Source organism: Streptomyces mesophilus (genome assembly GCF_040300965.1).
GTDB classification, from domain to species: Bacteria; Actinomycetota; Actinomycetes; order Streptomycetales; family Streptomycetaceae; genus Streptomyces; species Streptomyces mesophilus_A.
The window spans coordinates 21,995-47,071 of sequence record NZ_JBEPEW010000032.1 but is presented as its reverse complement, the minus strand read 5'-3'; the positions used below and the strand labels follow the sequence as shown (position 1 = coordinate 47,071).

The 25,077-nt window shown below is 67.5% G+C and carries 30 protein-coding genes and 1 tRNA gene; 25 read left to right on the top strand and 6 right to left on the bottom strand.

What is annotated here, in order from left to right; translation table 11 throughout:
* Positions 1 to 475: 475 nt before the first annotated feature.
* The 4 genes from ABT367_RS14640 to ABT367_RS14625 all read left to right on the top strand — a co-directional run bounded on the left by ABT367_RS14640 (position 476) and on the right by ABT367_RS14625 (position 5,929).
* Complete coding sequence (locus ABT367_RS14640) at positions 476 to 4,093, top strand: DddA-like double-stranded DNA deaminase toxin (protein ID WP_352253179.1); 3,618 nt, start codon at positions 476 to 478, stop codon at positions 4,091 to 4,093.
* Positions 4,090 to 4,605 (top strand): Imm1 family immunity protein, encoded by a 516-nt coding sequence (locus ABT367_RS14635; protein ID WP_352253177.1) that lies wholly within the window; start codon positions 4,090 to 4,092, stop codon positions 4,603 to 4,605. Before ABT367_RS14640 ends, ABT367_RS14635 begins: the two co-directional genes overlap by 4 nt.
* 294 nt (positions 4,606 to 4,899) lie before the next feature.
* Positions 4,900 to 5,361 (top strand): GntR family transcriptional regulator, encoded by a 462-nt coding sequence (locus ABT367_RS14630; RefSeq protein WP_352253175.1) that lies wholly within the window; start codon positions 4,900 to 4,902, stop codon positions 5,359 to 5,361.
* Position 5,362: 1 nt separating this feature from the next.
* Positions 5,363 to 5,929 (top strand): HD domain-containing protein, encoded by a 567-nt coding sequence (locus ABT367_RS14625; RefSeq protein ID WP_352253173.1) that lies wholly within the window; start codon positions 5,363 to 5,365, stop codon positions 5,927 to 5,929.
* On the opposite strand, the gene ABT367_RS14620 is transcribed toward ABT367_RS14625, so the two are convergent.
* Both ABT367_RS14620 and ABT367_RS14615 read right to left on the bottom strand, forming a co-directional pair.
* The gene (locus ABT367_RS14620; protein WP_352253171.1) at positions 5,917 to 6,390 is read right to left on the bottom strand and encodes an NUDIX hydrolase; all 474 of its coding nucleotides are present in this window, start codon (positions 6,388 to 6,390) and stop codon (positions 5,917 to 5,919) included. The genes ABT367_RS14625 and ABT367_RS14620 overlap by 13 nt on opposite strands.
* A 3-nt stretch (positions 6,391 to 6,393) precedes the next feature.
* Complete coding sequence (locus ABT367_RS14615; protein WP_352253169.1) at positions 6,394 to 7,149, bottom strand: helix-turn-helix transcriptional regulator; 756 nt, start codon at positions 7,147 to 7,149, stop codon at positions 6,394 to 6,396.
* Positions 7,150 to 7,921: 772 nt separating this feature from the next.
* Here ABT367_RS14615 and ABT367_RS14610 point away from each other — a divergent pair.
* The 8 genes from ABT367_RS14610 to ABT367_RS14575 all read left to right on the top strand — a co-directional run bounded on the left by ABT367_RS14610 (position 7,922) and on the right by ABT367_RS14575 (position 11,531).
* A complete protein-coding gene (locus ABT367_RS14610) occupies positions 7,922 to 8,161 on the top strand; it encodes a hypothetical protein (protein WP_352253167.1) in 240 nt (79 codons plus the stop codon).
* A complete protein-coding gene (locus ABT367_RS14605) occupies positions 8,158 to 8,616 on the top strand; it encodes a transcriptional regulator (protein WP_352253165.1) in 459 nt (152 codons plus the stop codon). The genes ABT367_RS14610 and ABT367_RS14605 overlap by 4 nt, the downstream gene beginning before the upstream one ends.
* A 108-nt stretch (positions 8,617 to 8,724) precedes the next feature.
* A complete protein-coding gene (locus ABT367_RS14600; RefSeq protein WP_352253163.1) occupies positions 8,725 to 9,030 on the top strand; it encodes a hypothetical protein in 306 nt (101 codons plus the stop codon).
* Positions 9,030 to 9,326 carry a hypothetical protein gene (locus tag ABT367_RS14595; RefSeq protein ID WP_352253161.1) on the top strand — a complete coding sequence of 99 codons (297 nt, stop codon included), beginning with the start codon at positions 9,030 to 9,032 and terminating at the stop codon, positions 9,324 to 9,326. The genes ABT367_RS14600 and ABT367_RS14595 overlap by 1 nt, the downstream gene beginning before the upstream one ends.
* Positions 9,323 to 10,297 carry a DUF2637 domain-containing protein gene (locus tag ABT367_RS14590; protein ID WP_352253159.1) on the top strand — a complete coding sequence of 325 codons (975 nt, stop codon included), beginning with the start codon at positions 9,323 to 9,325 and terminating at the stop codon, positions 10,295 to 10,297. Before ABT367_RS14595 ends, ABT367_RS14590 begins: the two co-directional genes overlap by 4 nt.
* Entirely contained in the window at positions 10,294 to 10,626 is a 333-nt protein-coding gene (locus ABT367_RS14585; RefSeq protein WP_352253157.1) for a hypothetical protein, read from the top strand. The genes ABT367_RS14590 and ABT367_RS14585 overlap by 4 nt, the downstream gene beginning before the upstream one ends.
* A complete protein-coding gene (locus tag ABT367_RS14580) occupies positions 10,623 to 10,955 on the top strand; it encodes a hypothetical protein (RefSeq protein ID WP_352253155.1) in 333 nt (110 codons plus the stop codon). Before ABT367_RS14585 ends, ABT367_RS14580 begins: the two co-directional genes overlap by 4 nt.
* Before the next feature lie 24 nt (positions 10,956 to 10,979).
* A complete protein-coding gene (locus tag ABT367_RS14575) occupies positions 10,980 to 11,531 on the top strand; it encodes a hypothetical protein (RefSeq protein ID WP_352253153.1) in 552 nt (183 codons plus the stop codon).
* An 8-nt stretch (positions 11,532 to 11,539) separates the two neighbouring features.
* Here the strand turns inward: ABT367_RS14575 and ABT367_RS14570 are convergent, their stop codons facing one another.
* Both ABT367_RS14570 and ABT367_RS14565 read right to left on the bottom strand, forming a co-directional pair.
* Complete coding sequence (locus ABT367_RS14570; RefSeq protein WP_352253151.1) at positions 11,540 to 12,058, bottom strand: proline dehydrogenase; 519 nt, start codon at positions 12,056 to 12,058, stop codon at positions 11,540 to 11,542.
* Between the two features lie 231 nt (positions 12,059 to 12,289).
* Positions 12,290 to 12,538 (bottom strand): hypothetical protein, encoded by a 249-nt coding sequence (locus ABT367_RS14565; protein ID WP_352253149.1) that lies wholly within the window; start codon positions 12,536 to 12,538, stop codon positions 12,290 to 12,292.
* 161 nt (positions 12,539 to 12,699) lie between these two features.
* Between ABT367_RS14565 and ABT367_RS14560 the strand changes: the two genes are divergently transcribed.
* The 13 genes from ABT367_RS14560 to ABT367_RS14500 all read left to right on the top strand — a co-directional run bounded on the left by ABT367_RS14560 (position 12,700) and on the right by ABT367_RS14500 (position 24,188).
* The gene (locus tag ABT367_RS14560; RefSeq protein ID WP_352253147.1) at positions 12,700 to 14,937 is read left to right on the top strand and encodes a cell division protein FtsK; all 2,238 of its coding nucleotides are present in this window, start codon (positions 12,700 to 12,702) and stop codon (positions 14,935 to 14,937) included.
* Between the two features lie 248 nt (positions 14,938 to 15,185).
* A complete protein-coding gene (locus tag ABT367_RS14555) occupies positions 15,186 to 15,368 on the top strand; it encodes a hypothetical protein (protein ID WP_352253146.1) in 183 nt (60 codons plus the stop codon).
* 40 nt (positions 15,369 to 15,408) lie between these two features.
* Complete coding sequence (locus tag ABT367_RS14550) at positions 15,409 to 15,603, top strand: hypothetical protein (RefSeq protein ID WP_352253145.1); 195 nt, start codon at positions 15,409 to 15,411, stop codon at positions 15,601 to 15,603.
* A 159-nt stretch (positions 15,604 to 15,762) separates the two neighbouring features.
* Positions 15,763 to 16,365, top strand: coding sequence for a hypothetical protein (locus ABT367_RS14545; RefSeq protein WP_352253143.1), 603 nt, complete (start codon positions 15,763 to 15,765; stop codon positions 16,363 to 16,365).
* Position 16,366: 1 nt separating this feature from the next.
* On the top strand, positions 16,367 to 16,594 hold the full coding sequence (locus tag ABT367_RS14540) for a hypothetical protein (protein ID WP_352253141.1): 228 nt from the start codon (positions 16,367 to 16,369) through the stop codon (positions 16,592 to 16,594).
* On the top strand, positions 16,591 to 16,923 hold the full coding sequence (locus ABT367_RS14535) for a MazG-like family protein (protein WP_352253139.1): 333 nt from the start codon (positions 16,591 to 16,593) through the stop codon (positions 16,921 to 16,923). The genes ABT367_RS14540 and ABT367_RS14535 overlap by 4 nt, the downstream gene beginning before the upstream one ends.
* A 3-nt stretch (positions 16,924 to 16,926) precedes the next feature.
* Positions 16,927 to 17,100, top strand: coding sequence for a hypothetical protein (locus ABT367_RS14530; protein WP_352253137.1), 174 nt, complete (start codon positions 16,927 to 16,929; stop codon positions 17,098 to 17,100).
* Positions 17,101 to 17,193: 93 nt separating this feature from the next.
* Entirely contained in the window at positions 17,194 to 18,726 is a 1,533-nt protein-coding gene (locus tag ABT367_RS14525) for a DNA cytosine methyltransferase (protein WP_352253135.1), read from the top strand.
* Positions 18,727 to 18,854: 128 nt separating this feature from the next.
* Positions 18,855 to 19,337, top strand: coding sequence for a single-stranded DNA-binding protein (locus ABT367_RS14520; protein WP_352253133.1), 483 nt, complete (start codon positions 18,855 to 18,857; stop codon positions 19,335 to 19,337).
* Positions 19,338 to 19,429: 92 nt separating this feature from the next.
* A complete protein-coding gene (locus ABT367_RS14515; protein WP_352253131.1) occupies positions 19,430 to 20,344 on the top strand; it encodes a bifunctional DNA primase/polymerase in 915 nt (304 codons plus the stop codon).
* Between the two features lie 115 nt (positions 20,345 to 20,459).
* Positions 20,460 to 21,962: a YfjI family protein gene (locus ABT367_RS14510; protein ID WP_352253219.1), complete on the top strand. Its 1,503-nt coding sequence runs from the start codon at positions 20,460 to 20,462 to the stop codon at positions 21,960 to 21,962.
* Between the two features lie 348 nt (positions 21,963 to 22,310).
* Positions 22,311 to 22,658 (top strand): helix-turn-helix domain-containing protein, encoded by a 348-nt coding sequence (locus ABT367_RS14505; protein ID WP_352253129.1) that lies wholly within the window; start codon positions 22,311 to 22,313, stop codon positions 22,656 to 22,658.
* A gap of 24 nt (positions 22,659 to 22,682) precedes the next feature.
* Positions 22,683 to 24,188 carry a LacI family DNA-binding transcriptional regulator gene (locus ABT367_RS14500; protein ID WP_352253127.1) on the top strand — a complete coding sequence of 502 codons (1,506 nt, stop codon included), beginning with the start codon at positions 22,683 to 22,685 and terminating at the stop codon, positions 24,186 to 24,188.
* Positions 24,189 to 24,296: 108 nt separating this feature from the next.
* Here ABT367_RS14500 and ABT367_RS14495 read toward each other — a convergent pair.
* Both ABT367_RS14495 and orn read right to left on the bottom strand, forming a co-directional pair.
* A tRNA-His gene (locus tag ABT367_RS14495) sits at positions 24,297 to 24,369 on the bottom strand.
* Positions 24,370 to 24,464: 95 nt separating this feature from the next.
* Positions 24,465 to 25,073 carry an oligoribonuclease gene (gene orn, locus ABT367_RS14490; protein WP_352253125.1) on the bottom strand — a complete coding sequence of 203 codons (609 nt, stop codon included), beginning with the start codon at positions 25,071 to 25,073 and terminating at the stop codon, positions 24,465 to 24,467.
* Between the last annotated feature and the right edge of the window lie 4 nt (positions 25,074 to 25,077).

Below are 25,077 nucleotides of genomic sequence, written 5' to 3'. Positions count from 1 at the left end.
AGTACAACCATTTACCACCCGTCATCCGAGGGGTTGATCTTTACTTGTCGAGAGCGGCTTCAAAGCCTGACAGATAGGGCCGAAGACGGGCTTGCAGACAATGGCGACACTCGACCCCAAGTGGGGCAAGTAGTCGCAGGTAACGATTCGGGATCACCTGGAACTGCCCCCGCTTGAACTAGAGTTAGTGCACGTGGCAGGCGTCGGCCAGCAGAATGTGCGGTGTACGCTCGGGCGGCTCCAGCCAAGCGCGGATACAGCAATGGGACGTCCGATTCCTTGCTTGTCGAACGAATTCACAGGGTTCTTTCTGTCCATTTCGTTGCCGCTGCGCTATGACCGGCTGGGCCTTTCCGAATATTGAAGGAGGGGTCGCCGAGTGAAACGGCGAATACATGGTCGGGCCTCTGGCTCGAGACCGTTGCACAGATTTTCCGCAAGAAGAATGGGACTTCGGGCTCTACTCTCTGCGGTCATGCTGTCGGGATTGCTCGGTGCGCCGGCGGCTGTGGCCGCCGAGGCGCCTGCGGCGTCCTCCGCAGACCTTCGCGCCCAGATCGTCGCGTACTGGGAAACCGGTGGCCCTGGCCTTCAAGCGGCCGCGGAGCAGGCCCTGTTGGGCGATGACACGGCGATTCAGAAGTTCTTTGAGGATGCTCCGGCCATCCAGCATTCGGACAACCTTGTCGAGACCGTTCGGCTGGTAATGACGGGTGGTCGCGGTCTTCGGGAGGAAGCCGAGACTGCCCTTACAAAATCGCCTGCCGAGCTGGAGCAGTTTCTCTTCGACGGCTTCGAGGCCCCGTTGGACGAGGACCGCAAGGTCGACATCGTCCGCATGATCAATAGCGGCGGCCGGGGTGTGCGGGAGGCAGGCGAAGCCGCTCTCAAGGGCACCTACGACGATCGCGAGCTGTTCCTTTCGACGGGTTACTCCGAGGCGGAAGAGCAGGACAACCTCGTCGAGGTGACCCGGCTGGCCACATCGGGGGGTCCAAATGTGCAGGCGGCCGCGGAAGTTGCGTTGGAGGGCACGCCTGAGGACATCTTCGAGTTCCTGAACATCGGGCAGTTCATTGCCCGCGACAGGGACACGGAGCATGCTTCGATCGCAGACTTGATCAAGCAGGCCGAACAGGCAGGCAAGCAGGCCGAAGACGCTACGAAGGAGGCACAGGAAGCTTCCGCGAAGGCCGTCAAGGCGTCCGACTTGGCCAGGGAGGCAGCGGTCAAGGCCGCTGACGAGGCCGAGGCGGCCAAGGACGACTCGAAGACGGCCGCCATCAAGTCCAAGCAGGCCGCCGATGCGGCGCGCGGTGCGGCGGAAGCGGCCCAGGAAGCCATCGGTGCTGCGGATGCTGCAAGCCGTGCGGCCTGGCGTGCTGCGATCGCTGCCGCGCAGACTGCATCGGCCGCTGGTCTTGCATCGGATGCCGCGAATAAGGCACATAATGCGGCGATCGCCGCTGCCAAGGACGAGGGCAACGCGGACGAGGCCAACGCGGCAGCGGTTGAGGCCCGTGCCGCAGCCGATGCAGCCCGCAAGTCCGCTGTCGCAGCGGAGAACGCCGGCATAGCGTCCGCCGCCGCTGCCGTTGCCTCGGATGCGGCCAAGGGCGCCTCTGACAACGCACGCGCGGCGGCAGATGCCGCCGAGGAGGCAAACACACACGCGGACGCCGCAGGCGCGCACTCCGAGGAGGCGCGCCTGGCGGCTGCCGAGGCGCGTCGTCACGCCGATGCTGCCGACCGCGCGGCTGACCGCTCGGCCGCTCTGGCGCGCCGCGCGGCCACCGCTGCCTATGGGGCTCGTGACGCCGCCAACTCGGCCGCAGGGCACGCGGACAAGGCCGCTGATTACGCCGAAGACGCCGCCAAGTACGCCGGTGACGCCACCAGATACGCCGCAACAGCGCAGAAGAACGCCGATGCGGCAAAGGTTGCGGCTGACGCTTCAACGGCTGCCGTGAACAAGGCCAAGGACGTCTTCGCTCTGGCGCGGGAGACCGAGGCCGCCAACCTGGAGACGCGCAGGGACGCGGCGGTTGAACGAGCGCGATCGCAGAAGACCAAGTCGGAAGCGGAGATCTCCACATCCGCAGCTGAGCAGGTCAAGGCCTTGTCGCTGGATGGGAAAGCCGCAGAGCTCGCTGTGGAGGCCGCCCGCCCCGACGTCGACATCGCAGCGACCGCGGACAAGGGCCGCGAACTGGCGATGCAAGCCCTGAAGTTGCTCGGTCCCTGGCATCGAGAGGCGGCCGCCCGCGCGTTGTCGGGAACTGACCAGGATGTTCTCGACTACCTGCGCACCCGGTGGAAAGAGGCCAACCACAGCGACGTGCGCGAGCGCGTTGTCGCCCTGAGCACCCAAAGCCCGTATGAACCCGTGCGCACGGCAGCAGCTGAAGCGCTCAAGGGCACACAGGAGCAGATCGAGGCCTTCTACACCACCGGACAGTACGACGCCGGCCGAATCGACATGAGTGTCGAGGTCACCCGACTGACCAACACCGGCGGCCCAGGCGTTCAGAAGGCAGCTGAAGCCGCGCTTGCCGACGGCACCGGCAAGGCGCTCGCGTCATTCCTGCACATCGGTCAGTACGATCAGCGACTCAACGATGAGAAGGTCGTCACCGCCGAACGGGCCACTCACGGCGGCCCCGAGGTCAAGGCGGCCGCCGAGATCGCACTCGCCGGCCCGCCCGAGCTGATCCACGAATTCGTCACCACCGGCCAGTACACCGCCCAACGCAAAGACGACCTCGCCACCACCCACATCCATCAGGTCGCAGGTCTTCTGCACCAGGGCGACCTGATCCAGGCCAAAGCCCATGAGAACGCCTGGAAAGCCGCCCAAGCCGCAGCGCTTGCCCGCAACGCCGCTGACGAGGCAAACGACGCCAAGGCCAGGGCAGACAAGTCCGCCGCCGATGCCAAGGGCTATGCGGACCAAGCCGATGCCTCCGCGGATGACGCAGAACAAAGTGCAGCCGACGCAGCCGCCTCGGCAGCCACTGCACGCAATGCTGCCAACCGCGCCGATGCAGATGCCGACGCAGCGGCGGACTCGGCTGCAGATGCCGAATTCTCTGCCTCCTACGCCCGCGACTCGGCACGCAGAGCCCAGGACTCCGCCGACGCGGCCCTCGAGTCTGCTCTCGCCGCAGGTATGACTGCGGAGCAGGCCGCCAGGGAGGCCGCGGCCGCCTGGACGAAAACCCGCGAACTGGCCGAGCAGGAAATGGAGGCCCAACGCAAGGCCGCAGAAGAAGATCGGAAATCCCAAGAAAAACCCAAGGAGCGCTGCTACCAGCACCCTTGGGTCCCTCTTCCCCCAATGTGCGCGACGCTGTGGGGGCGGACCGTGCAATGGTTCACGAAGCCCAGCAACATCAAGGGTCTCGTCTGGGACATGTCGAGCATGGCCGACATTCAGGCCTGCATCGATAAACCAACGGCCGCTGGCTGCATCATGGCCGTCGTCGGCGCTACTCCAGTAGGCAAAGCCAAACTCGTCGGCAAGGCAATCGACGACGCCGTCGACTGGCTCAAGAATTGGCGCGCCACCCGTAAGGCTGTCGCCTGCGCTACAGGCGCAGTGCAGCGAGCAGCGGCAAGCAGTGATGATCTTTGCAGCAAAATGCGGAAGATCCTCGACCGCCTCCCCGGGTGGAATGCTGGCGACAGGACCGTCGGGGAACTGTTCGACGCCGATGGAAATCCAATCCCTGATCTGCCGCCAGGTATTGAGCAACTGAAAAGCGGTGAGAAGTGGTATGATGGCGAAGGTAATTCCTACGACGATCCGCTTTTTGTTGAGGCGCAAAGGATGCTGCGCGGAAAGCCAGGGTTCCCACCAGGTAAGGCCAAGTACCCCCCAGCCTCCCACGTGGAAACCAAGTATGCGGTCTGGATGCAGCAGAATGGAATACAGCATGCAGTAGTCGCAATCAATAACAATCGCGGCGTATGCAGTAAGGCGATGAACTGCGAGATGGCGGTAGCGCAGATCCTCCCGCTCGGCTCGACACTGACTGTGTACTACCCCGGAGGGAAGGTTGTTTTGCGAGGAATTAGGGTGACGTCTCCATGACACTGAAGGTACTCGGGCGAGACCCCCTGTACTTGGGCACCGAAAGGGAGATGTGCCAGTACCTTGACAAGGTTTTCTCCCCACACCCCAACTCCGCCCCCTTCGTAGATGTCGCCCTTCAAGTCGTCGATGGAGTTCGGGTCCCGTATAACGCGATGTCGGTGCCAGATAATGTGCTTTCGATTAGCGTTGACCATTCCGTAGGGTACGGCGGTGTCCTATGGTACTGCGATGGCCAACTCGCCCAGCGGATAAGTGAATCGGCTGGCGTTGATGTCGCTAGCCATCCGTGGGTCTCACTGAACCCGAGCCCGCCAGAGTCGGACCCTCGAGTCCTGGCTGATCCGGATTGCCCTACCTATTTTAACCGGATCAGCGCATTGCCCCTTCCGGTCATTCGGGCAACAGTGGAAGAATACTTTCACGCAGGAACCGGCTTCAGGCCGACGCGAATCCAATGGGTGAAGGGGCATTTCACCGGAGAACTCTACGAAGAAGAGCCCGGAGTGTAGCGGCGTTCCGCGGAACCTGGAAGCATGCTCACCGGGCAATAGCCGTGAGGCTCTAACCGGTCAATGGTGCCCCTGCGAAAATTATTGCGGGGGCACCATCTGCTTCGCAGGCTGCTTCCCACCCTGAAGCGTCACCGCTGAATAAGCTCAACGATCGTCGATCGAGCACCCTCGAGACTAGCCGCCTTGTGTCGTCAGAGAAGGGAAGCAGTGGAGGCGACCAACCAGCAAGAGTCTGGGCGTGCCACCCTTGACTCTCATGACTTGTCTGGATCCGGCAGGAGGGGTGAGCGAGTGACGCAGCAGGTGAGCCCACGGGGGACTTTCCTGGAGATCGCGGCGGAAGTGCAGGCTCTGGTCGCACGGAATCCGGAGATGGAGAAGCTGCCGGCGGTCGCCGACCTCATGAAGCGCCACGGGGTCTCGCGCGGGGTTGTCCTCCGGGCGTTTGAAGTACTCCGGCAGGAGGGCGTTGCCGAGCCCGTACCAGGTGGACGGTGGCGTGTTGTACGGGCAGGCGAGCACGTGGACCGCCGCCCTCTCCATGAACGCATCGTCGACGTCGTCGCGGAGGACGGGCTCAAAGAGGGGGACGCCTTCCACAGCGCGTCCGCTCTGGCCGATCGATTCGGGGTCTCGCGTCCCACCGTGACCAAGGCGCTCGACAAACTGGAAGCCGCTGGCGTTCTGGCGAGCACCGGGCAGGGCAGGGTGCGGACCGTCCGGACCGTGCCGAATCGAAAGGGGCGGTCTTAGCTTGTCGAACCTCACGGAATGGGCCTACGACCTCGCCAAGTCGCTGCTCGCCGAGCCGTTGCCCCGACGGTGGGAGCACTCCCGCGGGGTAGCCCAGCGAGCGCGGTCCATCGCGCTCATCCTCGGACGAGACGCCGAGCTGTTGGAGGCTGCCGCCGTGCTCCATGACATCGGTTACTCGCCGGACTTGGTCAAGACGGGCCTGCACCCGCTGGACGGGGCCCGATATCTCCGGGACGTAGCGCACGCCGACCCGCGAATCATCAATCTCGTCGCCCACCACTCCTGTGCGTGGATGGAAGCCGAAGCTCGCGGACTGCGTGCGGAGTTGGAAGCCGAGTTCCCTCGTGAAAGCGAGCAGCTGAACGACGCGCTCTGCTACTGCGACATGAACACCACGCCGGGCGGCACATCGACCAACCCGATCGACCGGATCAACGAGATCGCCGGGCGGTACGGCCCAGACAGCCTGATCGGCACATTCATCCGCCGGGCCGAGCCGGAGATCCTCGCATGCACCTCGCGCGTGCTCGAGCAACTCACCGCGGCTAAGCGTCAGCCGATGTAGGGCGCCTGCCGCGTCCGGTCCATCCCGTGCTCGATGCGCAACCGCATGGTGGGGTGGACGTCGAGCTTCGACAGGTCCGCTGGGTCTACCCAGCGGACCTCCGTCGTCTCGTTGCTCGTACGCAGCTCGCCGCCGATCGGTCGCGCGCGGAAGCAGATGCTGAACTGCTGACGGATCTCGCCATCGTCGTACTGCATCACGTGGCCCGGGTCGGTGTAGATGCCGGACATCTCGATGACTTCGGTCTTGATGCCCGTCTCTTCCCACACCTCACGTACGACGGTGTCGCTGATGGACTCCCCCACATCGTGTCCGCCACCCGGCAGCGCCCAACGGCCGTTATCGGACCGCCGGATCATCAGCACCTGGCCCGCCTCGTTCTGCACGAAGGCCACCACAGAGGGGACGACCGAGTTGGCCGGCGGGGCATCCGGATCGTGCAGGTAATCGATACGTCCCATGGCTCACGCTCCTGTGATGTCTGCGTCGGTCACTGGCCTTGCGCCTTCCCAGGTCTGATGGAGGCTATTGGCGAAGGTGTCGAACAGCCCGCCCCCAGGGAGTCGCCGTAAGTGGAGGACCGGAGCCATGTAGGCGCCGATGCCGTACACATGCGTGTTGACCAGCATCTCGTCATCCACACGGTAGATCGAGTTGTACAGCACGGTGTCATGCAGTCGGAATGTGATCTCCGGATGACTGGTGAACAGCGGGCGGTAGTTGAACAGTGCGTTGCGGATCTTGCCGTCCATGATGCGGTGGCCCTCGTCGATGCCGCGTCGGATCACGGCCTCGCAGGTTGGGTCGCCCATGAGGACGCGTATGGGCACGTCCTTCGACTTGGCCTTGAGAACCGTCAGGAAGCGTGGGTCCTCCGCCAGCCCGATGCCTGCGTACACGAGGATGTCGATGCGCTCTCGGGCCCGCTCGCACATCTCTCGCCACAGGTCGGTCGGTACGACGTGGCGGTGTGGATAGACCGTGACGATCTCCGCTTTGGACAGGTCGGTGACGCTGTCGAGTGAGCGCGTGTCATCCCACAGCGTCATCACATCGACGCGCAGCACGGACGCCGTGGCGTACTGATGACGCCGGTAAGGGACCTTCCCCTGCGTAATCCAGCGCTCGACCGTCTTCGGGTTGACCTGGATCTCTTCCGCGAGCTGCTGAACCGTCATGTTCTGCGCCAGGAGGGCTGAACGCAGTCGCTCGTTGGACATCTCCACCCCCGAGGGGACGTCTAGGGAGCTCTTGACGGTAGCCAGATGAACCTGAGCTGTCCATGCATTGGGTGACCAAGTCCCCTGACCTGCACCGATGCTGATGGTGCATCAAGAAGTCCTCGGTGCGAAGCCAAGAAGTTCCGGCGGCGCACTTGACGCACCCCGATGCAGTACCTGTAAAACAGGTACTGCATCAACGCCCGGAGAGCTCCCTGAGAAGGGCTCGAAGGAAGCGATGGATGTTTGAGAACTGAACAGTGAGTTGTCTTGACGGGGTTCGAATCCCGTCTCCGCATGGCCCGGGTGATGGCCGTTGGCGGCCACTTCGTGGCAGGCAACTTGTCCTGTCCCGCGTGTCAGCTCTGGAGAACGTTCTTGGGGATCACGCCTTCATTGCGTGGAGGACAGCCCCTTGGGCGCCACCTGATGCGCGCCGCCCTGCTGGCGTCAGAGCAGTGACGATGACGCACCCGATCTTCCCGGCTCGGGGCCGGTACGCCGCGGCAGTGGCGTGCCGGTGAAAGCCGCGTCCCTTCACCTGTGAGGGGGTCGGTCGTGAGCCGATGGCATCTTCGGGCGCTGCCGTGGTGGACCGGCTCGGCAGCGGCGCAACTCCCGTCCCCGGTCCGCTTCCTCCGGCCTCGCGGTTGCCTACGCCGCGCCGGCTGCCTCCTCCGTCCGTCCGCCAGCCTTTCGGGGCTGGGCTTACGGCCGGGGTGGCAGGGAGCCGGGACCGCCCCGCAACTCCACATCCACCAGGGGGAACCCCATGAACCAGGAACAGCTTGACGCCATCGCTCAGCGCATCGCCTCTGCTGCTGCACAGTTCGCCCCCGCCTGTCGCCCCACCTCGGCACAGATCGCAGATGGTGCGGCGGTGCTGCACCAGATGCTCGAAGGAGCCGCCAAGTACGGCGTGACCTTCGCCGACCTCGACAGCGTGGCGGACTTCCCGCGCATGGCCCTTCAGCTCGTGCAGTCCCGCGACGAGCGCGGTCAGTGGTCGTGACCGCGCAGAGCGCCTCGGTCTTCGCCGCGGTGTTCGCGGCCCTGTTCGTCGCGCACAGCGTGGGTGATCACTGGGTGCAGACCTCGCATCAGTCCGCGCACAAGGGCCTGCCCGGCTGGGCCGGCCGCCTCGCGGACGCCAAGCACGTCGCCACCCTGACCGCAACGAAGCTCGTACTGCTGCTCCCGGTGGTGGCGCTGCTCGAGCTGAACGTGTCGGTGCTCGGCATGCTGCTCGGACTCGCTATCGACGCCGTCACGCACTGGTGGGCCGACCGCCGCACCACCCTCGCGCGACTCGCTTCGGCCCTCGGGCTGGGTGGCTTCTACCGGCTTGGCGCCCAACGTAACGGCATGGGCGACAACCCCAGCCTCGGCACTGGCGCCTACGCCCTTGACCAGTCCTTTCACCACCTCTGGCTGTTCGTGGCCGCGCTGGTCATCTCCACCGTCTGACCCATCTCGCTTCCCCCGGGGCGGCGGTCCTCCCGTGCAAGGACACTGCCGCCGCCCCGGGCTCTCCCCGCACCCCCACCTCTACTTCGAGATTTGGAGAACACCGCCATGAAGAACTTCATCAACGGCCACCAGGTCGTCACCCTCGGCGACGCCCTCGAACTGGCCCTGGGCACACCGCTGGAGCTGTGGCTCGGCGTGGACGGCGAGAGCGACGCCGAGCGTGCCGCCCGCCAGGACGCGGCGCGCGACATCCTCGCCGACGACCCCGCCTTGTACGACCGCGTCACCAAGGTCGCCGCCGAGACCACCGCCGAGCACGCTGACAGGCTGCTGCACCTGGCGCCGCTCATCGGCGGCACCCTGCGCATGGGTAAGGCCCGTCTCCACAGCGTGCTGAAGGCGGTGGCGTGATGCGTGCCGCGCTGCGTGACTGGCTCGCGCACCTCGCCTTCTACGTCCTGGTGCGCCTGCCGGGCCCGCTCCGTGCTCCCATCGCGGTGTGGGCGGACCGGGTGGCGGACTGGGCCGGTTGGCGCTGGACGCTCACCGAGCCTGTGCAGGTCCACATCGTCGATGAGGCGAGCTACTACTTCGCCCTCGCTTCGTCCGGCGAGGGGCCCGTGCCCAGCGACTCCATCGCGGCAACCGTCGCTGAGCTGCACCTGCTGCGGGATGCGATGGACCGTCGGGCGGGGGGTGCCGCATGAGCAGCGAGCACATCGAAACGCACGCGGCGGTTCCGCCGCTGACGCGTCCGGAGATGGGCCTGGCCGGAGTCGGGGCCGCCGCGGCGGCCGGGGTCGGCGCACTGGGTCTGATCATGTCCTACGACTCGGTTTCAACGGCCGCCGCAGGCTGGGGCTTTGGCGCTCCGTGGATGCTGCCGGTCGGTATCGACTTGGCCATCCCGGCGTTCACCCTGGCCAACCTGCTGCTGATCCGGATGGACATGGCGCTCGCCTGGGTGCGGTTCGTGCCCTGGGCCCTGACCCTGGTCACCTGCGGCCTCAACATCGCGGCCGGGCACGGGCCGATGGCCAAGCTCGCGCACGGCACGATGCCGCTGCTGTGGGTGGTGTTCTCCGAGATTGGCGCCCACATCTACGCCGTCCGGATCGGTGTCGCCACCGGCCGCCGTATGGAGAAAGTCCGATTCTCGCGCTGGCTGCTCGCTCCCATCTCCACGTTCGGCCTGTGGCGCCGCATGACCTTGTGGGAGATCACCTCCTATCCGGAGGCGTTGCGCCGGGAGCGCGAGCGGCAGATGGCCCGCGCCGAGCTGCGCGAGCGGCGCGGGTTCTGGTGGCGCTTGAAGACTCCGCGCCCCGAACGCGTGCTGCTCAAGCTCGGCGAGCTCGCCCCTGCAAGCGAACCACTCCCGCGCCCGCCGGCCGATCCCGAGCCGCCCATCGAGCAGGCCCCGAAGGAGTCGCGCAAGCGCGGCCCACGGCCCCCTAAAGGGCCGAAGGCGCCGCGGTCGCAGACGGAGTTGCTGGCCGAGGCCCGCAAGCTCACCGCCGAGTGGACCGATGCGGACCTGAACGCCGAGGCCCTGCGCAAGGAGCTCCGGATCGGCTCCAAGCCCGCCCGGGAGCTGCGCGACACCTTGCAGGCCGAGCGTGCCGAGGCAGCCCGGTTCCGCCTCAACCCCCCGATGGCCGAAGGAGATGCGGCATGAGCGCGAAGACCCTGAACGACCAGATGAGTGCCATCAACGCGCTGGTCGCCCTCGCGGAGTGGTTCGGGCACCTTCCGGTGGCCCGCTTGGAGATCACCACCGTTGTCGGGCCGCTGGGCGCCTTCGACGGCATCGAGGTCAGCCTGCACCGCAGGCTTGGCGACTTCGAGCAGTGGCGCCAGGCGCTCGGCATCAGCCCGAGCGAGATCAAGCTCAAGGACCTCACCACCTGCATGGCACTCAAGGGCTACGCCGTCTTCGAGGGCGTGGTGGTGGAGCTGACCGGCTACGGCCTGCCGCTTCCCACGCTTCAGGCGGTGGCGGCATGAGCGAACCCATCGTCGGCGCGGCCCTGTTCAACGCTGTCATGCAGGCGGCGGATTCGCGATGCGAGTGCACCGGGCAGTGCGGCCAGCCGCACGCCAAGAGCGAGGGCCGTTGCCCGCACAAGCACGACGGCTACATCGCCAAACGCCACGGCCCGGTGCGCCTGATGGCCGCGCCCGCCGACCCGCTCATGTCGCCGGTCGCGGCGGCGGCCCTGCCGCCCGCCGAGCTCATGGCGTGGTGCCCCGGTTGCTTCAACCAGACCCGCAACGCCGCCCGCCGCTCACAGCGCACTGAGCTCGCCCCGGCGGATGCCCTGTTCGACCTCTAACCCGTCCCCGCAAAGGAGATCGTCGTGAAGGTCACCGCACACCGCCTGTTCGGGCACCGGCACATACTGCGCGAGATCCAGCATGTGGCGCCGTCCGCCGCCGAGTTGGTACGGCGCAGCGTGCGCGGCCGGCTGCCGCGTACGAACATCGTGCTCACCACCCCGCAGGGCTTGACCGAGCTCTCCGTCCAGACCGAGATCGCGCTCCTCGGCGGCACGGTCACACCGAAGGCCCGCACACAGGCCGAGCGCGAAATGCGCTGGGCCGACCGGAGCGTCTTCGGCAAGGCCGTCCTCGCTCCCAAGGGCGCCGTCCTGGTGCTGCTGAACGCCCGCAAGGTCAACCACGGCAACCAGGTCGCCCCGACCCTTGTGCACGAGCTCGTGCACGCCATGCAGTTCACCCGCCCCGGCATCACCGACCTGATCCTCGCCGGTCTGCGCGACAGCTACGGCCTCGAGCCCATGCTCCGCCGCGACGAGCGCCGCTACGAGCGGCAGCTCAAGGCCCACGAAGACGAGGCGTACCGCATGGAAGACCGCCTCACCCCGCAGCTCAACGCGTACCCAGCCTGAAGGCGCGATCAGGACCGGGCGCTTAGGACGTCTCTGGCAGCCGTGCGAAAGCCCTTCACCGCCTCGTAGAGGACACGCTCTCGCTCGGTCGCCAAGGCATTGTCTGCGTCTTTGGTCGAGACATCCCCTGCGTGGGCGTTCTTTACCAGCCGCTGCATCACTTCGGAGAAGCCGGCAGATGCGCGCGCCACGTCGTCGGCCGCCTTCGTCAAGGAAGCCGGCCCCTCGATATGGACCACCTCAGTGGCGCGATGTACCTCGCGCGCCAGGTTGATGAAGTGCTGGACCTTCTCGTCAACGCACTGCAGATCAGGACCGTCGGACCGGAGGGCATCAAGAATCGCGTCCATGGCTATGTCGCGATCGTGCAGGGCGCTCAGGTAGTTCCCGTAGGCGTCCCTGCGCTGCTGTCTGCGCCACTGGTCGAACTGCGAGCGTGCTGTTGCATGCCCGTTCACGATCGCCGCGCCAAGCGTGGCGAGGGAGCCAACAACGGCACCAAGCACTGCGGCCAGTCCAGCGTCCATGCCCGCATTCTGCCGACATGCGGCTACAGGCTGTCGAGGAACCGGACGATCACGGAAACCAAGCCCTTCTTGCCACGGCAAGCTCGGCTGCAATACCGGCGACGAAGCCAACGGCCCCGCTGCTCAACCGGCTTGTCACACCACCGGCATGGACGCGTGCGCACGCGTCGGCCGAACCCCCACCACCCCATGCCGCGACTGTAGCGGCGCCTCCCAGCGGCCCGGTCTCCTTCAGGGAGTCGGGGGTTGTTGCGCGGGGCAATCCCAGTCGGCCGCGTCGATGGCATTGCCGTCCTGGTCGCTCAGGTGGAAGCAGTTCCCATTGGCCCACACGGTGACCGAATCGGGGTGGTGGTCAACCCCGAACGCCTCGCCCTCGCACTTCGAACCGGGCCACACACCCCCGCGGGTGGGCGCGTGGGTCACGACCGAGACGGTCTCGCCCGGCGGAATGCGATGGACCTCCGCCCACGGCTCCACGGTCAACTCCAGTGGCTCCGCCCCGGTGTTCCGGACCGCCAGCCGAGCCACCCCAACAGCTCTCATCCCCGCCCCACTTGCTCATCCTCACGGTGCCCGGCCGCCCACCTCTCACAGCGACGGCCGGGCCCCTTCATCCCTCACAGAGAAGGACACCCCCAGTGAAACACCCTGATGACGACCCTGAACTGTTCAACCGACTCGAAGCGGAGATGGCGGCCGAGAAGTCGACCGACTCCGACGGCAAGGTAGTCGACTTGGAGTCGGCCCGATCCGCGCGTAAGGAGTCGGCCGACTCCAAGGGCGCTGAGTCGGGCGACCGGTCGGCGGCCGGGTCGGCCGACCCGGATGATGACGAGTCGCTCCGACCGGTCGACGGCCCGCAGCCTAAAGTGCCCGGATTGCTGGGTCAGTCACGGGAGGCGAAGCGCCGCCAGGTGCTGCCCTCTTGGCTGCGCTCGCGCAGCGAGCTGAGGGGCGCCGCGCTGTGGCTGGTCGGCTACCTGTGGCACATCTTCGCCTTCCACACCGTGCGCACCCCGGTCTATGCGGGCCGACTTCTCGCGCGCACGCCGCGCGGGATGGGGCGTTCGCTTAGGGGCTGGCAGCGGTGGGTGGCGGACATAGAGTCGGCGCCGCTTCGGCATGCGGAGGCGTTCAAGGAGAACACCGCCGAATACCTGAAGCTCTCCCGCCAGCGCGACCGTCGGGTCAGGTGGCGGGGCACCGTCTCCGCAGTCGTCTTTCCCCTCGCCCTGGTCGCCGTCCTGCTGCTGACGTTCGCTGCTCCGCTGTGGCTGCAACTGCTCGCCGTGGCCGTGGCTGTCACGGTGTTCGGTGTGGTCGGGACGCCGGCCGATGCGCCGCTGAAGCAGCACGCAGTGGTCAAGGCCGAAGCGCCGAAGCTGACCGCCACGATGGTGGTGGCCGCGCTCGGAGCCCTGGGCAACGACAAGCTGAACGCCGCGGTCAAGACCGGCACCGGGATCCGGTTCACCTCGGAGATCCACCGCGACGGCCCCGGCTGGCGCGCGGACATCGAGCTGCCGCTCGGTGTGACCCCGGACGACATCATGAACAAGCGCGAGGCCCTCGCCTCGGGCCTGCGCCGCAAGCTCGGGTGTGTGTGGCCGATGCCCAACCCGGACGACCACGAGGGCACCCTGATCCTGTGGGTCGGGGACAAACCGATGAACGAGGCCAAGCGCCCCGCCTGGCCGCTCGCCAAGTCTGGTGCGGTCGACCTGTTCAAGCCCGTTGAGTTCGGCAACAACCAGCAAATGCGCTGGGTGTCGGTCACGCTCATGTTCGTCTCGATCGTGGTCGGCTCCATCCCGCGCATGGGCAAGACATACCTGATGCGACTGTTCATGCTGATCGCCGCACTCGATCCACGCGCCTGGCTGTACATCTTCGACTTCAAGGGCGGATCCGACTACAAGCCCCTGGAGCGCGTCTCGCACCGGTGGCGCTCCGGTGAGGACGACGAGGACGTCAAGTACTGCCTGGACTCCCTCATCGAGATCCAGGAAGAGCTCACCCGGCGCGCGAAAGTCATCAAGTCGCTGCCGCTGAAGCGCTGCCCGGAGTCGAAGGTGACCCCGGAGCTGGCCAGCGACAAGACGCTGGGGCTGCATCCGATCGTGGTGTGCCTGGATGAATGCCAGAAGGGCTTCGAGCACAAGAAGTACGGCGCGAAGATCACCGAGATCGGGGAAGACCTGGTCAGGCGCGGTCCGGCCTACGGCATCATCGCGATGTTCGGCACCCAGCGGCCGGACAAGTCCTCCATCCCCACCGGGATCAGCGCCAACGCCGTGTTGCGGTTCGCGCTGAAGGTGACCGGCCAGATGGAGAACGACATGATCCTCGGTACCTCGATGTACAAGGCCGGATACAAGGCCACCATGTTCTCCTTCAAGCGCGACAAGGGCGTTGCCTGGATGGCCGGAGAGCTGGACGAGCCCGCGATCGTGTGCGGCACCGAGGTCGACATGGTCGGCGCGGAGAACATCGCGCTGCGGGCCCGCAAGCTGCGCGAGGACTACGGCAACATCACCGGCTACGCCAGCGGCCAGGACATGGCCGAAGACCCGACCGCCGGCCTCGATCTGCTCGCGGACATCGCCGCGGTGACCCCGGCTGACGAGGCCAAGGCCTGGAACGAGAACACGGTGGACCGGCTGGCCGACTACCGGCCCGAAGCGTATGGGCCGTGGGGTGAGTTGAAGCCGGAGGAGAAGACCGCCCACCTGACCGCGATGCTCAAGCCGTACGGCATCAAGACCGATCAGGTCGGCCGCCGCGTGGACGGAAAGATCGTGAACAAGAAGGGCTTCGTCCGCGCCCACATCACCACCGCGATTGCGGAGCGTGACCACAAGAGGGACGCGTCCTGACCCTCCGGGGCCGCTAACGATAGCGGGCACCCCCGCTAACCGTTAGCGGCCCCGATAGCGACCCAAACCCTTCTTGATCAGGCCGTTAGCCGATAGCGGCCCCATCTGCGAAAACCCCTGAAACCCGCCTGGGAGGGCCCGTGATACCCCCTGCCCTGCTCGCTATCGCATTGCTCGCGTTCATCACAAGCTGTTACTGCCTGATGTGTGCGGTCTCGCCGTTCGGGACCTGCCGCAAGTGCCGCGGCATGGGCGGACTCGTCAAGACAACGATCTTCGGACGGATCAAGGCCAGCAAGAACTGCCCGCGCTGCAAAGGCCACGGCAAGCGCATCCGCGTCGGCCGCTGGATCTACAACCGCGCCGCCCGCATCTACCGCGACTCCCACCCGGAGGCCACCTCGAAGGCCCGTGTCCGAGCGCCACGGTGACCCCGGGCGGCCGACCCCAAGTGCTGAAAGGAGCACCGCCATGACCGTCACGGTCTCAGTCGTTCTGGTGTTCGGCATCGCCGTCACCGTGCTGATCAAGTACAAGGCCGTCGGCCTCGTTGCCGCCGTGATCCTCATCCTCTTCGGCTTCTACCTCGCCGACACGAGCGCCCGCACCACGATCAACCAGAGCGTCAGCGCGTTCCTCGCCACCATCCGCGACATCGACAGCTAGGACGCGATGTCAGCGCGACCGGCGGCCGCCCGCCATAAGGCGAATCCCGCGCCTAGCTGGCGCTAGATCGGCGCGGCCGCCGGTCTCCCTTTGAACTTGCCAGCGCCCAAAGGTGAGCGGAGTTTAGTCCGCCGCCTCGGGACCGAGCTAGGAGTTTCCATGCCCCAGCAATCCATCGTCGCCAAGCACTGGCTCGCCCTCGCCGTCCCCAAGGCAGCGCCCGCGCTCGCCACGTCGACAGTGCTGATCCTCGCCCGGATCTGGAACGCCAACGGCGCCGAACACAGCGCCGGTGGCGCCATGTTGATGGGCACGCTCGCCGCCACGAGCGCGGCGGCCGGCATCTACTGCGGGGACCGCCTTGGAGACACCACCGTCACGGTCACCGCATTCACCGGCTCCGCTGCACTCACCCTCGCCGCGGTCGCCGCCTACAGCGACGGGCTGTCCTTGCCGCTGCTCCTGTGGGCCATAGCCACCCTCATCGGCTACGGCCTCGCCGCACGCCTGTGGCGCAAGGAACGGCGCGAGCAAGCGCACTTCGAGCGCCAGCGCTCGGAACGGCAAGAAGAGCACGCTCATGTGGAGCGCGTGACGGCCATCGAGGCGGGATCGCGCATCGAGGTGGCCCGCGCCGCGTACGCGGAACAGCTCGCCACCGCGCTCATCCACCGCGCCGGACAGCCCGCCTTCGACCCGGCCGCGCTCGCCGAGGCCGGCCTGCCCCAACTCCCCGCCCTCGACACCTTCAAGGAGAACTGACGTGACCGGACCTGAGCACTTCCGCGAGGCTGAGGAGCTCCTCGACTTCGCAAGCGGCTTCGAGACTGGATCCCTCATCGCCACGGACGCGGTCGCCGGGGCGCAAGTCCATGCCGCGCTCGCCCACACGGCCGCGACCGCACTCGCGGGTGCCGGTGAGGGCATGCCCATGGGGGACAAGGCGTGGCGCGCGGTGGTGGGCGTTCAGTCCAACGGGGGTGCGGCATGAGCGCCGCCCTGTGGCCGATCACGGCCCGGATCGCCGCCCTGCTGAACCAGGCCAATGGCAGCGACCAGCACGAGACGGCGATGCGGTTGCTGAAGGTCGTGGAGGAGGCCGGTGAAGCCTCCGCCGGGTACATCGGCATGACCGGCCAGAACCCCCGCAAGGGCACCACCCACGCCCCGGAAGACGTTGCCGACGAACTATGCGACGTCATCATCGCCGCCGCCGTCGCTCTTCACTCCTTCACCCCGCACGCGCCGCACCGGCTGGAGTCCAAGCTCCGCGCCGCCGCGCGACGCCTCCAGTCCGCCCACGCGGTGAAGGAGCGCTGAGCTGTGTTCGAGATCCGGATCATCTGCGACCCCGAACACACCGACGACGCCACCGACGCCCTGCGCGAGGGCTTCGTCACCGGCCCCGTACGCCGCTACGAGGCCCGCAACGGCCGCGCCCGGCTCTACGTCACTGCGGCGCTGCGTACGAACGTCACGGAGCTGCCCGAGCGGTAGCTGTGCCCGGGGCGGCGGTCCTCCCGTGCAAAGGACACCGCCGCCGCCCCGGCTCTCCCCACCCACCGCCAAAACACCTCAGGAGTAGGGCTGATGAGCCTGACCTTCACCGATCTGTTCTGTGGCGCAGGAGGGTCCTCCACGGGCCTGGTCGCCGCCGGCCTGGAGCTCACCCTCGCCGCGAACCACTGGCAGCGCGCCATCGAGACGCACGCCGCCAACCACCGCGACGCCGACCACCTGTGCGCCAACATCGACAACTACGACATGCGGCGCCTGCCGCGCACCGACGTGCTGTGGGCCTCGCCGATCTGCACCGAGCTCTCCCCGGCCGGCGGACGCCCCCGCAAGCGGCCCAAGAAGGGCGCCGGTCCGGGGCAGGGCATGTTCGAGCTGGAAGCCGAGGGCGCCGTCGCGTCGGCCGCGTACGAGCGCACCCGGGCCACGTTCTGGGACGTGATCCGGGCGACCGAGATCCACCGCTATCAGGCGGTGATAGTGGAGAACGTCGCCGAGGCCGCGGACTGGGAGCTGTTCGACATCTGGCTCGCCGGGATGCGCACCCTCGGCTACCGCCACCAGTTCGTCTCCGTGTCCTCCGCCCACGTCGGCGGCACGGACAACACCCCGGCCCCGCAGTGGCGCGACCGGATCTACGTGCTGCTGACCCGCGAAGGCGTGCCCCTGCCCGATGTGGCGCCGCGTCCCATCGCGTGGTGCCCGGTCTGTGAGCAGGACGTGGCCGCGTTCCAGTCCTGGAAGAAGCCCGGGGCACGGCAGTTGGGCAAGTACGGGCAGCAGTACGTCTACCGCTGCCCCAACGGCCCGGTCTGCCGCCACCAGGTCGTGGAGCCGTATGTCCGCCCGGCCGCCGACATCATCGACTGGACCAACCTCGGCGTCAGGATCGCGGACCGCCCGCAGCACAAGCTGCCGCCGCTCGCCGCCTCCACCCTCCGCCGCATCACCGCCGGGCTCGCCGCACTCGGCGAGCGCCGCATGCTCCTCACCGTCAGCCACGGCGGGCACAACGGCCGCCCCGTCCCGGTGGATTCGGCGCCGCTCGCAGCCCGCACCGCGAAGATCGGTGACGCGCTGCTCGTGCCCGACGGCGCGTTCTACGTCAAGAACTACGGCGGCAACGCCCGCCCGTCGGACCTGGTGCGCAGCATCTCCGAACCGTTCGGGACCGTCACCGCCCGGGACAGCCACGCACTCGCCGTACCGCCCCAGGCCGAGGACGCGTTCGTGGTGACCCTGCGCCGCAACGCCACCGCCGAACCCGTCTCCGCCCCGGTCGACACCGTCACCACCGGACGGCATCACTGGCTGGTCATCCCGTACCGCAACGCCGCGCCCAAGACGACCGGTGAACCGCTGCACACGCTCGGCACCATCGACTCGGCCGCCATCGCCAGCCCGGCCCCGGTGCTGGAGGAGTGCCACTACCGGATGATCCAGCCGCGCGAACAGCTGCTCGCGCAACGCTTCCCAACCGACTACATCGTCCACGGCACCAAGGGTGAGCAGACGATGCAGGCCGGAAACGCGGTCTCCTGCAACGTCGCCCAATGGCTCGGCGAACGCCTCCACGCAGCCCTCGCCCGCACTGCCACGGCTGGCTGACACCCGCCGAATCCCTGCCCTGCGGGAGGCCCGGGCCCTTCCTCGCCCTCGCGCTCGGAGCGGCGTCGGGCTGCCCCGTATGACGCCCAACCCAACCGTCTCGTATCGACCCGATCAGGAGATCCGTCATGTCCGTGGGAGACACCACGATCACCATCGTCGGCAACCTCGCCAGCGACCCCGAACTCCGCTTCACCCCGGCTGGCGCCGCGCTGGTGAAGTTCTCTGTCGCCTCCACTCCGCGCAGCTACGACAAGAACAGCGGGCAGTGGAAGGACGGCACCGCGATGTTCATGCGCTGCACCGCCTGGCGCGACATCGCCCAGCACATCGCCGACACCCTCACCAAGGGCATGCGCGTGGTGGTCACCGGCCGTCTGCGTCAGCACGACTGGCAGACGCCGGAAGGCGAGAAGCGCTCGATGCTCGCGCTCGAAGTCGACGACATCGGCCCGTCGCTGCGCTTCGCCACGGCCAAGGTCGAACGCATCGCCCGCACCACGAACTCAGTTGGACAGGCGCCGAGTTCGGACCCGCGGAACACCGCCACACCGACCGAACCCGCCGCACCCGCTGGGTCTGCGGTGAGTGGCGACGAACCGCCGTTCTAGACGCGCCGTGGGGCGGCGGCCTCCCGTGCAAGGACCCCGCCGCCCCCGGCTCTCCCCAACCCCGCCAGAAGACGAGACAGGAGACATCCAGGATGACACCTCCCCGCACCACCACGCTGCCCCCCGGCGTCGACTGTGCGTCCCCGCACCTGGCCACCGCGCTGCGCCTCGCGTCGGCCGGCGTGCCCGTGATGCCGCTGCGCGTGAACAAGGCGCCCTTCGGGAACTGCCCCGCCTGCACCCGCAACGCGTGCGGCGGACGCCCGAACATGAAGACCCCGGGCCCCTGCCAGTGCCCGCTCCCGTGCCACGCATGGGCCGCCGCCACCACCAACCCCCAGGTGCTCACCTCCGCGCCGTGGCTGGCGCTGTGGCGGCAGGCGACCGCCGTCGCCTACCACCCCGGCGGGGCCCGGGTCACTGTGGTGGACCTCGATAGCGAGGCAGCCATCATCTGGGCCCAAGAGCACCTGCCCGCGACCCGGACCGTAGCGACCACGCGCGGTCAGCACTGGATCTACCAGGGCACGATGCGTTCAGCGAACACGGTCCGACGCGGCGTGGACGTCAAGTCCCGTATGTCCTACGCCCGCTGGCTGGGCCCCGGCACGGGGCGGATGGTGGCGCTGCCCGAGGCCGTGCGCGCCCTGGTCGTACGAGAAGAGGCCACCCCGGGCCGGGGGAGGGTGGCCTCTTCTGCCACAGCCCGAGCGCCCTGGGACCGTACGGTCGCCGCTGGCTGTCGTCACACCGAGCGCTACGTCCGCACCGGACTGGAGCGAGGCCTTGCCCTGGTGCGCGAGCACACCGAATCCGGCGCCGGATCCCAGGCCTTTCAGGTCGCCGGTTTCCTCGCCAAGCAGCATCTCGAATGCCCCGGGCCGTGCGGGCTCGAGGTGCTCGCCGAGGACATCGTGACCGCCGCCGTCACCGTCGGTGTGCCCGAACCGTACGCACGCCGAGCCGTCGCCAACGGCCTGACGCTCATCGCCGCCGACGCGGCATGAACCACCCCGTACGCACCCCTACGGAAGGGAGGGGCCTTGCATGAACACCACAGCGCAGCCGCTCGCGCCCTCCACGTCCACGACCCAGTTCACCGACGACGAACTCGCGCACACCATGGCGCCTGATGAAGTCACCGAGCAGCCGGTGTGGGAGGAGCCGATCCCGCTCAGTGGGCCGCGGCACCTGCCGCCCTTCCCTGTGCATGTCTTCCCGGCCTGGCTCGGCGAGTTCGTCACGGCGGTCGCCGAGGAGACCCAGACCCCGCTGGATCTTCCGGGCTCCATCGCCCTGTCCGTTCTCGCGGCGGCGGCCGGCGGACGGGCCGTGGTCCACGTGCGTGGCAACTGGCGCGAGCCCACCAATCTCTACGTGGTGTGCGCGCTGCCCCCGGCCAACCGCAAGTCCGCCGTCTTCGCTCTGCTTACCGACCCGTTGTATGAGGCCGAGCGGCAGCTCAAGGCGCAGATGGCCCCGGCCATCGTAGAGGCCGCGCTCACCGCACGGCTGGCCAGGGAAGCCGCCGACAAGGCCGCGGCTAAGGCGGCGGGCGCGGACGCGGACAAGCGCGAACAACTCGTCTCCGATGCCGTGGGGTTGGCGCAGACCGCCGAATCCCTCACGGTGCCGGTCGAACCGCTGCTCCTTGCGGACGACTCCACCTCCGAGACGGTCACCTCGCTCATCTCGGAGCAGGGCGGGCGCCTGGCGGTCATGTCGGCGGAGGGCGGCATCTTCGACATCATCGCGGGCCGCTACTCCGGGGCACCGAACATGGAGGTCTTCCTCAAGGGCCATGCCGGTGACCGGCTTCGGGTCAACCGGCAGACCCGCCGCGAGTACATCGACCACCCCGCGCTCACCATCGGCCTGGCCGTCCAGCCGGACGTGCTGCGCGACATCGCCAAGGTTCGGGGCTTCGACGGGCGGGGGCTGCTGGCCCGGTTCCTGTACTCGATGCCCGTCTCCCTGGTTGGCGAGCGAGAGATCGTCACCGACCCGATCCCTGAATCGGTCCGGATCCGATACGAGAGGAACGTCGTCACGCTCACCCTCGCCCTGGCCGAATGGACTGACCCTGCCGTCATCCAGCTCAGTCCCGAGGCGGACAAGGCCCTCATCGCCTACCAGCAGCGAGTGGAGCCGCAACTCAAGGTCCGTGGCGGAGCGTTGGGGCACATCGCCAACTGGGCAGGCAAACTCGCCGGTGCCGTCGTCCGCACGGCCGCCCTGCTGCACCTTGCCGAACATCTCGACACCGGCCACACCAAGCCGGTCACCGTGGACACCATGCAAGCGGCAATCAGCATCGGCGAGTACTTCACCGCCCACGCCCTCGCGGTCTTCGACGTCATGGGAGCTGATCCCACCGTCGCCCGCGCTCGCGCCGTCCTCGAAGTCCTGCGCACCGAGGGCTGGCAGGACGTCAGCCGGCGGGACCTGTTCACCAAGCTGTCCCGCAGCGAGTTCCCGAACGTCACCGACCTCGAACCCGCCACCACGCTGCTCGAGGAGCACGGCTACCTGCGCGCCTATCAACCTGAGCGCACCGGCGCCCGCGGGCGACCGCCCGCACCCCGCTACCGAGTCCACCCGGCCCTGATGGAGGTGACCGCGTGACCGTCACGGGCCCAACCCCCGCCGCACAAACCGCAAAAACGCAAAAACCTCAGGGCCCGGGCGGTGACCTGCGGGAACACCCCACCAGGGCCCCGCAGGGGGTGCCGCCGCACAAACACCCTGTAATTCCGCACAAATCCAGCACCCCTTACAGCCCAGCCGGGGCGCAGCGGCGAGCCCCTGAATATTGCGGAATTTCGCGGATTTTTGCGGGGCACCCCGCCGCACAAAACCCGCACCCCAACACCGCAGTTCAGCACCCCTCCGCAGCGGGCCGCGAAGATTTTGCGGTTTGTGCGGCGCCCATCCACCCCGAGCACGACCACCGGACCGGCAAGGAGGCCTCGCATGACCAGCCGTGGCGCACAGAGCGGCGTATCCGCTTTCGCCCTGGTTCGCCTGTATCGCCCGGCTGAAGTCGCCGAGGCCCTCGGCTGCTCCGAGTGGTGGGTGAAGGAACAGGCGCGCAAGGGCCGCATCCCGTTCACCCGGGCCGGCGGCTGCTACCGCTTCACCGCCGAGCACTACGAGGAGATCATCCGCGTCTTCGAAGAGCGTCCGCTTCGGAGGGCGGAGCCCAGCACAGCCGAACGTGGGCGCGTTGCCCAGCCCGTTCCTGTCTCAGAGCGACCGGCTGCTCGCCTGCGTGCACGTCGTCCACAGCGTGCACAGCGACCTGGTGCCCCCGCGGCATGACCTACCGGAAAGGAGAGGAACCGTATGGCCTTCGCTGAGAAGCGCGGTGACTACTACAGGGCCCGCTACTGGATTGCTCCAGGCAAGCTGCGCACCGTTGTGGACACCCATGGGCGAACGGTGAAGTTCCCCACCAAACGCCAGGCAGAAAAGGCCGCGAAGGAAGCGGAGGTCAAGGCGCGCGAAGCTGCCTGGCGGGATCCTTCGGCCGGGAAGGTCACGTTCGGGGAGTACGCCAACCGCTGGTACGCGGCGCAGGATCTCGCTCTGTCCACCATGGAGATTTACCGGGGGACCATCGAGCAGCATCTACTGCCGGACTTCGAAGATGTGGCCCTGGCCGACATCAGCCCCGCCGATGTGGGCGCCTGGGAGAAAGCAGAACAGGCGGTCTACGCCCAGTCCAGCGTCCGTAACCGCCGTGCCGTCCTGCACTTGATCCTCGCCGACGCCGTGGACGAGGGGCTCATCGCCGCCAATCCGGCAGCCAAGCGGCGTGGGCGTGGCCGCAAGGCCGGCCGCGCTCGCGCCCGCGGCCCCGAGAAGGTGGTGACCACACCGCTCGGCATCCTCCTGCTCGCCGAGCGAGCAGCACTTCTCTCCGGCCGCGACGACGAGTTCGTGGCCTGCGTGCAGCTGGGCTACACCGGCATGCGCTGGGGCGAATTGGTCGGGCTGGAGCGGGAGTTCGTTCGCCCCGACGCCTTCCGAGTCGAGTGGCAGCTATACGAGTTGGACAACGCGACCTTCGTCCGCTGCCCACCGAAGGACGACAGCTACCGCACCATCGACGCACCGGAATGGCTGGCGCAGCTCGTGGGGGAGCACTCGCGACGTAACCCGGCTGAGCCCTGTTCCTGCCACAGCCGCGAGTACGTCTACCGGGGCAACAGCGGCGCAGGCCTCGCACCGCTGGGGGCGAAGCTTGTGGACGTGGCGCGCCATGCAGGGGTGTCCATCGGCACCGCGTCGACTGTCCTCAACCACCCGGAACGAGTCCCGGAGCCGAAACGCGTCCGCGTCACTGACGCCATCGCCGCTCTCGGTTACGTCCGCAGCTTCCGGCCGCCCCGGCCGGCCGCGCACTGGCGCCGGTCGGGCTTCGCCACCTGGCTGTTCGCTCCCGCTGCGTCTGGCTGGTACCCGAAGAAGGGACAGCAGGACGGGACACGACCGGTGCCGCTGCTCGCCGACCCGTGGCCCGGCATCCCGGTGCGGGGCCGCAACGCGGCGGGCCGTGCGCAAGCGTGCTGGCTGCCGGTAGCTCGAGGGCTCACACCACACGGGCTGAGGCACACGCACCGGACGATGATGGAGGAGCTGGGTACGGAGAAGGTGCTCATCGACGAGCGCATGGGACACCTCGACGGTTCCATCTCGGCCAGGTACACCCACGTCACTCAGGCCATGAGGCGGCGACTGTGCCAGGGGCTGACGGAGCTGTGGGAGGGGGCACTCGCCGAGCGTCGGGCGATGGCTCCGAGTTCACCGGTAGCCGTCCTTGACCGGTTGCTGAAGGCGTCCGGGTAGGAGCGGATTCCTAGATCCACTCCCAGGACACTCCCAAACGGTCCGGAACAGCAGTCAGGCCCGGTACTTCTGTAAAGAAGTACCGGGCCTGACCTGCGTTTTCATCAGGGTGAGTGACGGGACTTGAACCCGCGGCCACCTGGACCACAACCAGGTGCTCTACCAACTGAGCTACACCCACCATGTCCGGTCGCTTTTCCGACCGGCCGAGAAAAAGTGTACAGGGTCCGAGCGGGTGCTCGCGCCCACCTTTTTCCCGGGGGGTTCAGGCGGTCGTCAGGACGGATCCGCAGGCAGGACGTACTTCGCCGCGATCGTGCGGGCCGTCTCCGAGTCCGGTCCCGGCTGCGGGACGAAGATCGCCTCGCGGTAGTAGCGCAGCTCGGCGATGGACTCACGGATGTCGGCGAGCGCCCGGTGGTTGCCGTTCTTCTCCGGGCTGTTGAAGTACGCCCGCGGGTACCAGCGCCGCGACAGCTCCTTGATCGAGGAGACGTCGACGATGCGGTAGTGCATGTAGTCCTCGAGGGTCGGCATGTCACGGAGCAGGAAGCCCCGGTCCGTGCCGACGGAGTTTCCGCACAGCGGGGCCTTGCCCGCGTCCTTGACGTGCTCACGTACGTATGCGAGCACCTGCTCCTCGGCGTCCGCCAGCGTCGTACCGCCCGCGAGCTCGTCGAGGAGGCCCGAGGCGGTGTGCATCTGGCGCACCACATCGGGCATCGTCTCCAGCGCGGCGTCGGGCGGACGGATCACGATGTCCACGCCTTCGCCGAGCACGTTCAGTTCCGAGTCGGTGACCAGTGCGGCCACCTCGATGAGTGCGTCGTCCGTCAACGAGAGCCCGGTCATCTCGCAGTCGATCCACACCATGCGATCGTTCATGCCC

Excerpts from the sequence above, each read along its gene's own strand:
- ABT367_RS14520 (WP_352253133.1), top strand. The coding sequence starts at position 18,855 with ATGTCCGTGGGAGACACCACGATCACCATCGTCGGCAACCTCGCCAGC.
- ABT367_RS14505 (WP_352253129.1), top strand. The coding sequence starts at position 22,311 with ATGACCAGCCGTGGCGCACAGAGCGGCGTATCCGCTTTCGCCCTGGTT.
- ABT367_RS14510 (WP_352253219.1), top strand. The coding sequence starts at position 20,460 with ATGGCGCCTGATGAAGTCACCGAGCAGCCGGTGTGGGAGGAGCCGATC.
- ABT367_RS14545 (WP_352253143.1), top strand. The coding sequence starts at position 15,763 with ATGCCCCAGCAATCCATCGTCGCCAAGCACTGGCTCGCCCTCGCCGTC.
- ABT367_RS14595 (WP_352253161.1), top strand. The coding sequence starts at position 9,030 with ATGCGTGCCGCGCTGCGTGACTGGCTCGCGCACCTCGCCTTCTACGTC.
- ABT367_RS14590 (WP_352253159.1), top strand. The coding sequence starts at position 9,323 with ATGAGCAGCGAGCACATCGAAACGCACGCGGCGGTTCCGCCGCTGACG.
- ABT367_RS14610 (WP_352253167.1), top strand. The coding sequence starts at position 7,922 with ATGAACCAGGAACAGCTTGACGCCATCGCTCAGCGCATCGCCTCTGCT.
- ABT367_RS14585 (WP_352253157.1), top strand. The coding sequence starts at position 10,294 with ATGAGCGCGAAGACCCTGAACGACCAGATGAGTGCCATCAACGCGCTG.
- ABT367_RS14535 (WP_352253139.1), top strand. The coding sequence starts at position 16,591 with ATGAGCGCCGCCCTGTGGCCGATCACGGCCCGGATCGCCGCCCTGCTG.
- ABT367_RS14550 (WP_352253145.1), top strand. The coding sequence starts at position 15,409 with ATGACCGTCACGGTCTCAGTCGTTCTGGTGTTCGGCATCGCCGTCACC.
- orn (WP_352253125.1), bottom strand. The coding sequence starts at position 25,073 with ATGAACGATCGCATGGTGTGGATCGACTGCGAGATGACCGGGCTCTCG.
- ABT367_RS14570 (WP_352253151.1), bottom strand. The coding sequence starts at position 12,058 with ATGGACGCTGGACTGGCCGCAGTGCTTGGTGCCGTTGTTGGCTCCCTC.
- ABT367_RS14555 (WP_352253146.1), top strand. The coding sequence starts at position 15,186 with ATGGGCGGACTCGTCAAGACAACGATCTTCGGACGGATCAAGGCCAGC.
- ABT367_RS14640 (WP_352253179.1), top strand. The coding sequence starts at position 476 with ATGCTGTCGGGATTGCTCGGTGCGCCGGCGGCTGTGGCCGCCGAGGCG.
- ABT367_RS14580 (WP_352253155.1), top strand. The coding sequence starts at position 10,623 with ATGAGCGAACCCATCGTCGGCGCGGCCCTGTTCAACGCTGTCATGCAG.
- ABT367_RS14615 (WP_352253169.1), bottom strand. The coding sequence starts at position 7,149 with ATGTCCAACGAGCGACTGCGTTCAGCCCTCCTGGCGCAGAACATGACG.
- ABT367_RS14620 (WP_352253171.1), bottom strand. The coding sequence starts at position 6,390 with ATGGGACGTATCGATTACCTGCACGATCCGGATGCCCCGCCGGCCAAC.
- ABT367_RS14600 (WP_352253163.1), top strand. The coding sequence starts at position 8,725 with ATGAAGAACTTCATCAACGGCCACCAGGTCGTCACCCTCGGCGACGCC.
- ABT367_RS14515 (WP_352253131.1), top strand. The coding sequence starts at position 19,430 with ATGACACCTCCCCGCACCACCACGCTGCCCCCCGGCGTCGACTGTGCG.
- ABT367_RS14500 (WP_352253127.1), top strand. The coding sequence starts at position 22,683 with ATGGCCTTCGCTGAGAAGCGCGGTGACTACTACAGGGCCCGCTACTGG.
- ABT367_RS14635 (WP_352253177.1), top strand. The coding sequence starts at position 4,090 with ATGACACTGAAGGTACTCGGGCGAGACCCCCTGTACTTGGGCACCGAA.
- ABT367_RS14525 (WP_352253135.1), top strand. The coding sequence starts at position 17,194 with ATGAGCCTGACCTTCACCGATCTGTTCTGTGGCGCAGGAGGGTCCTCC.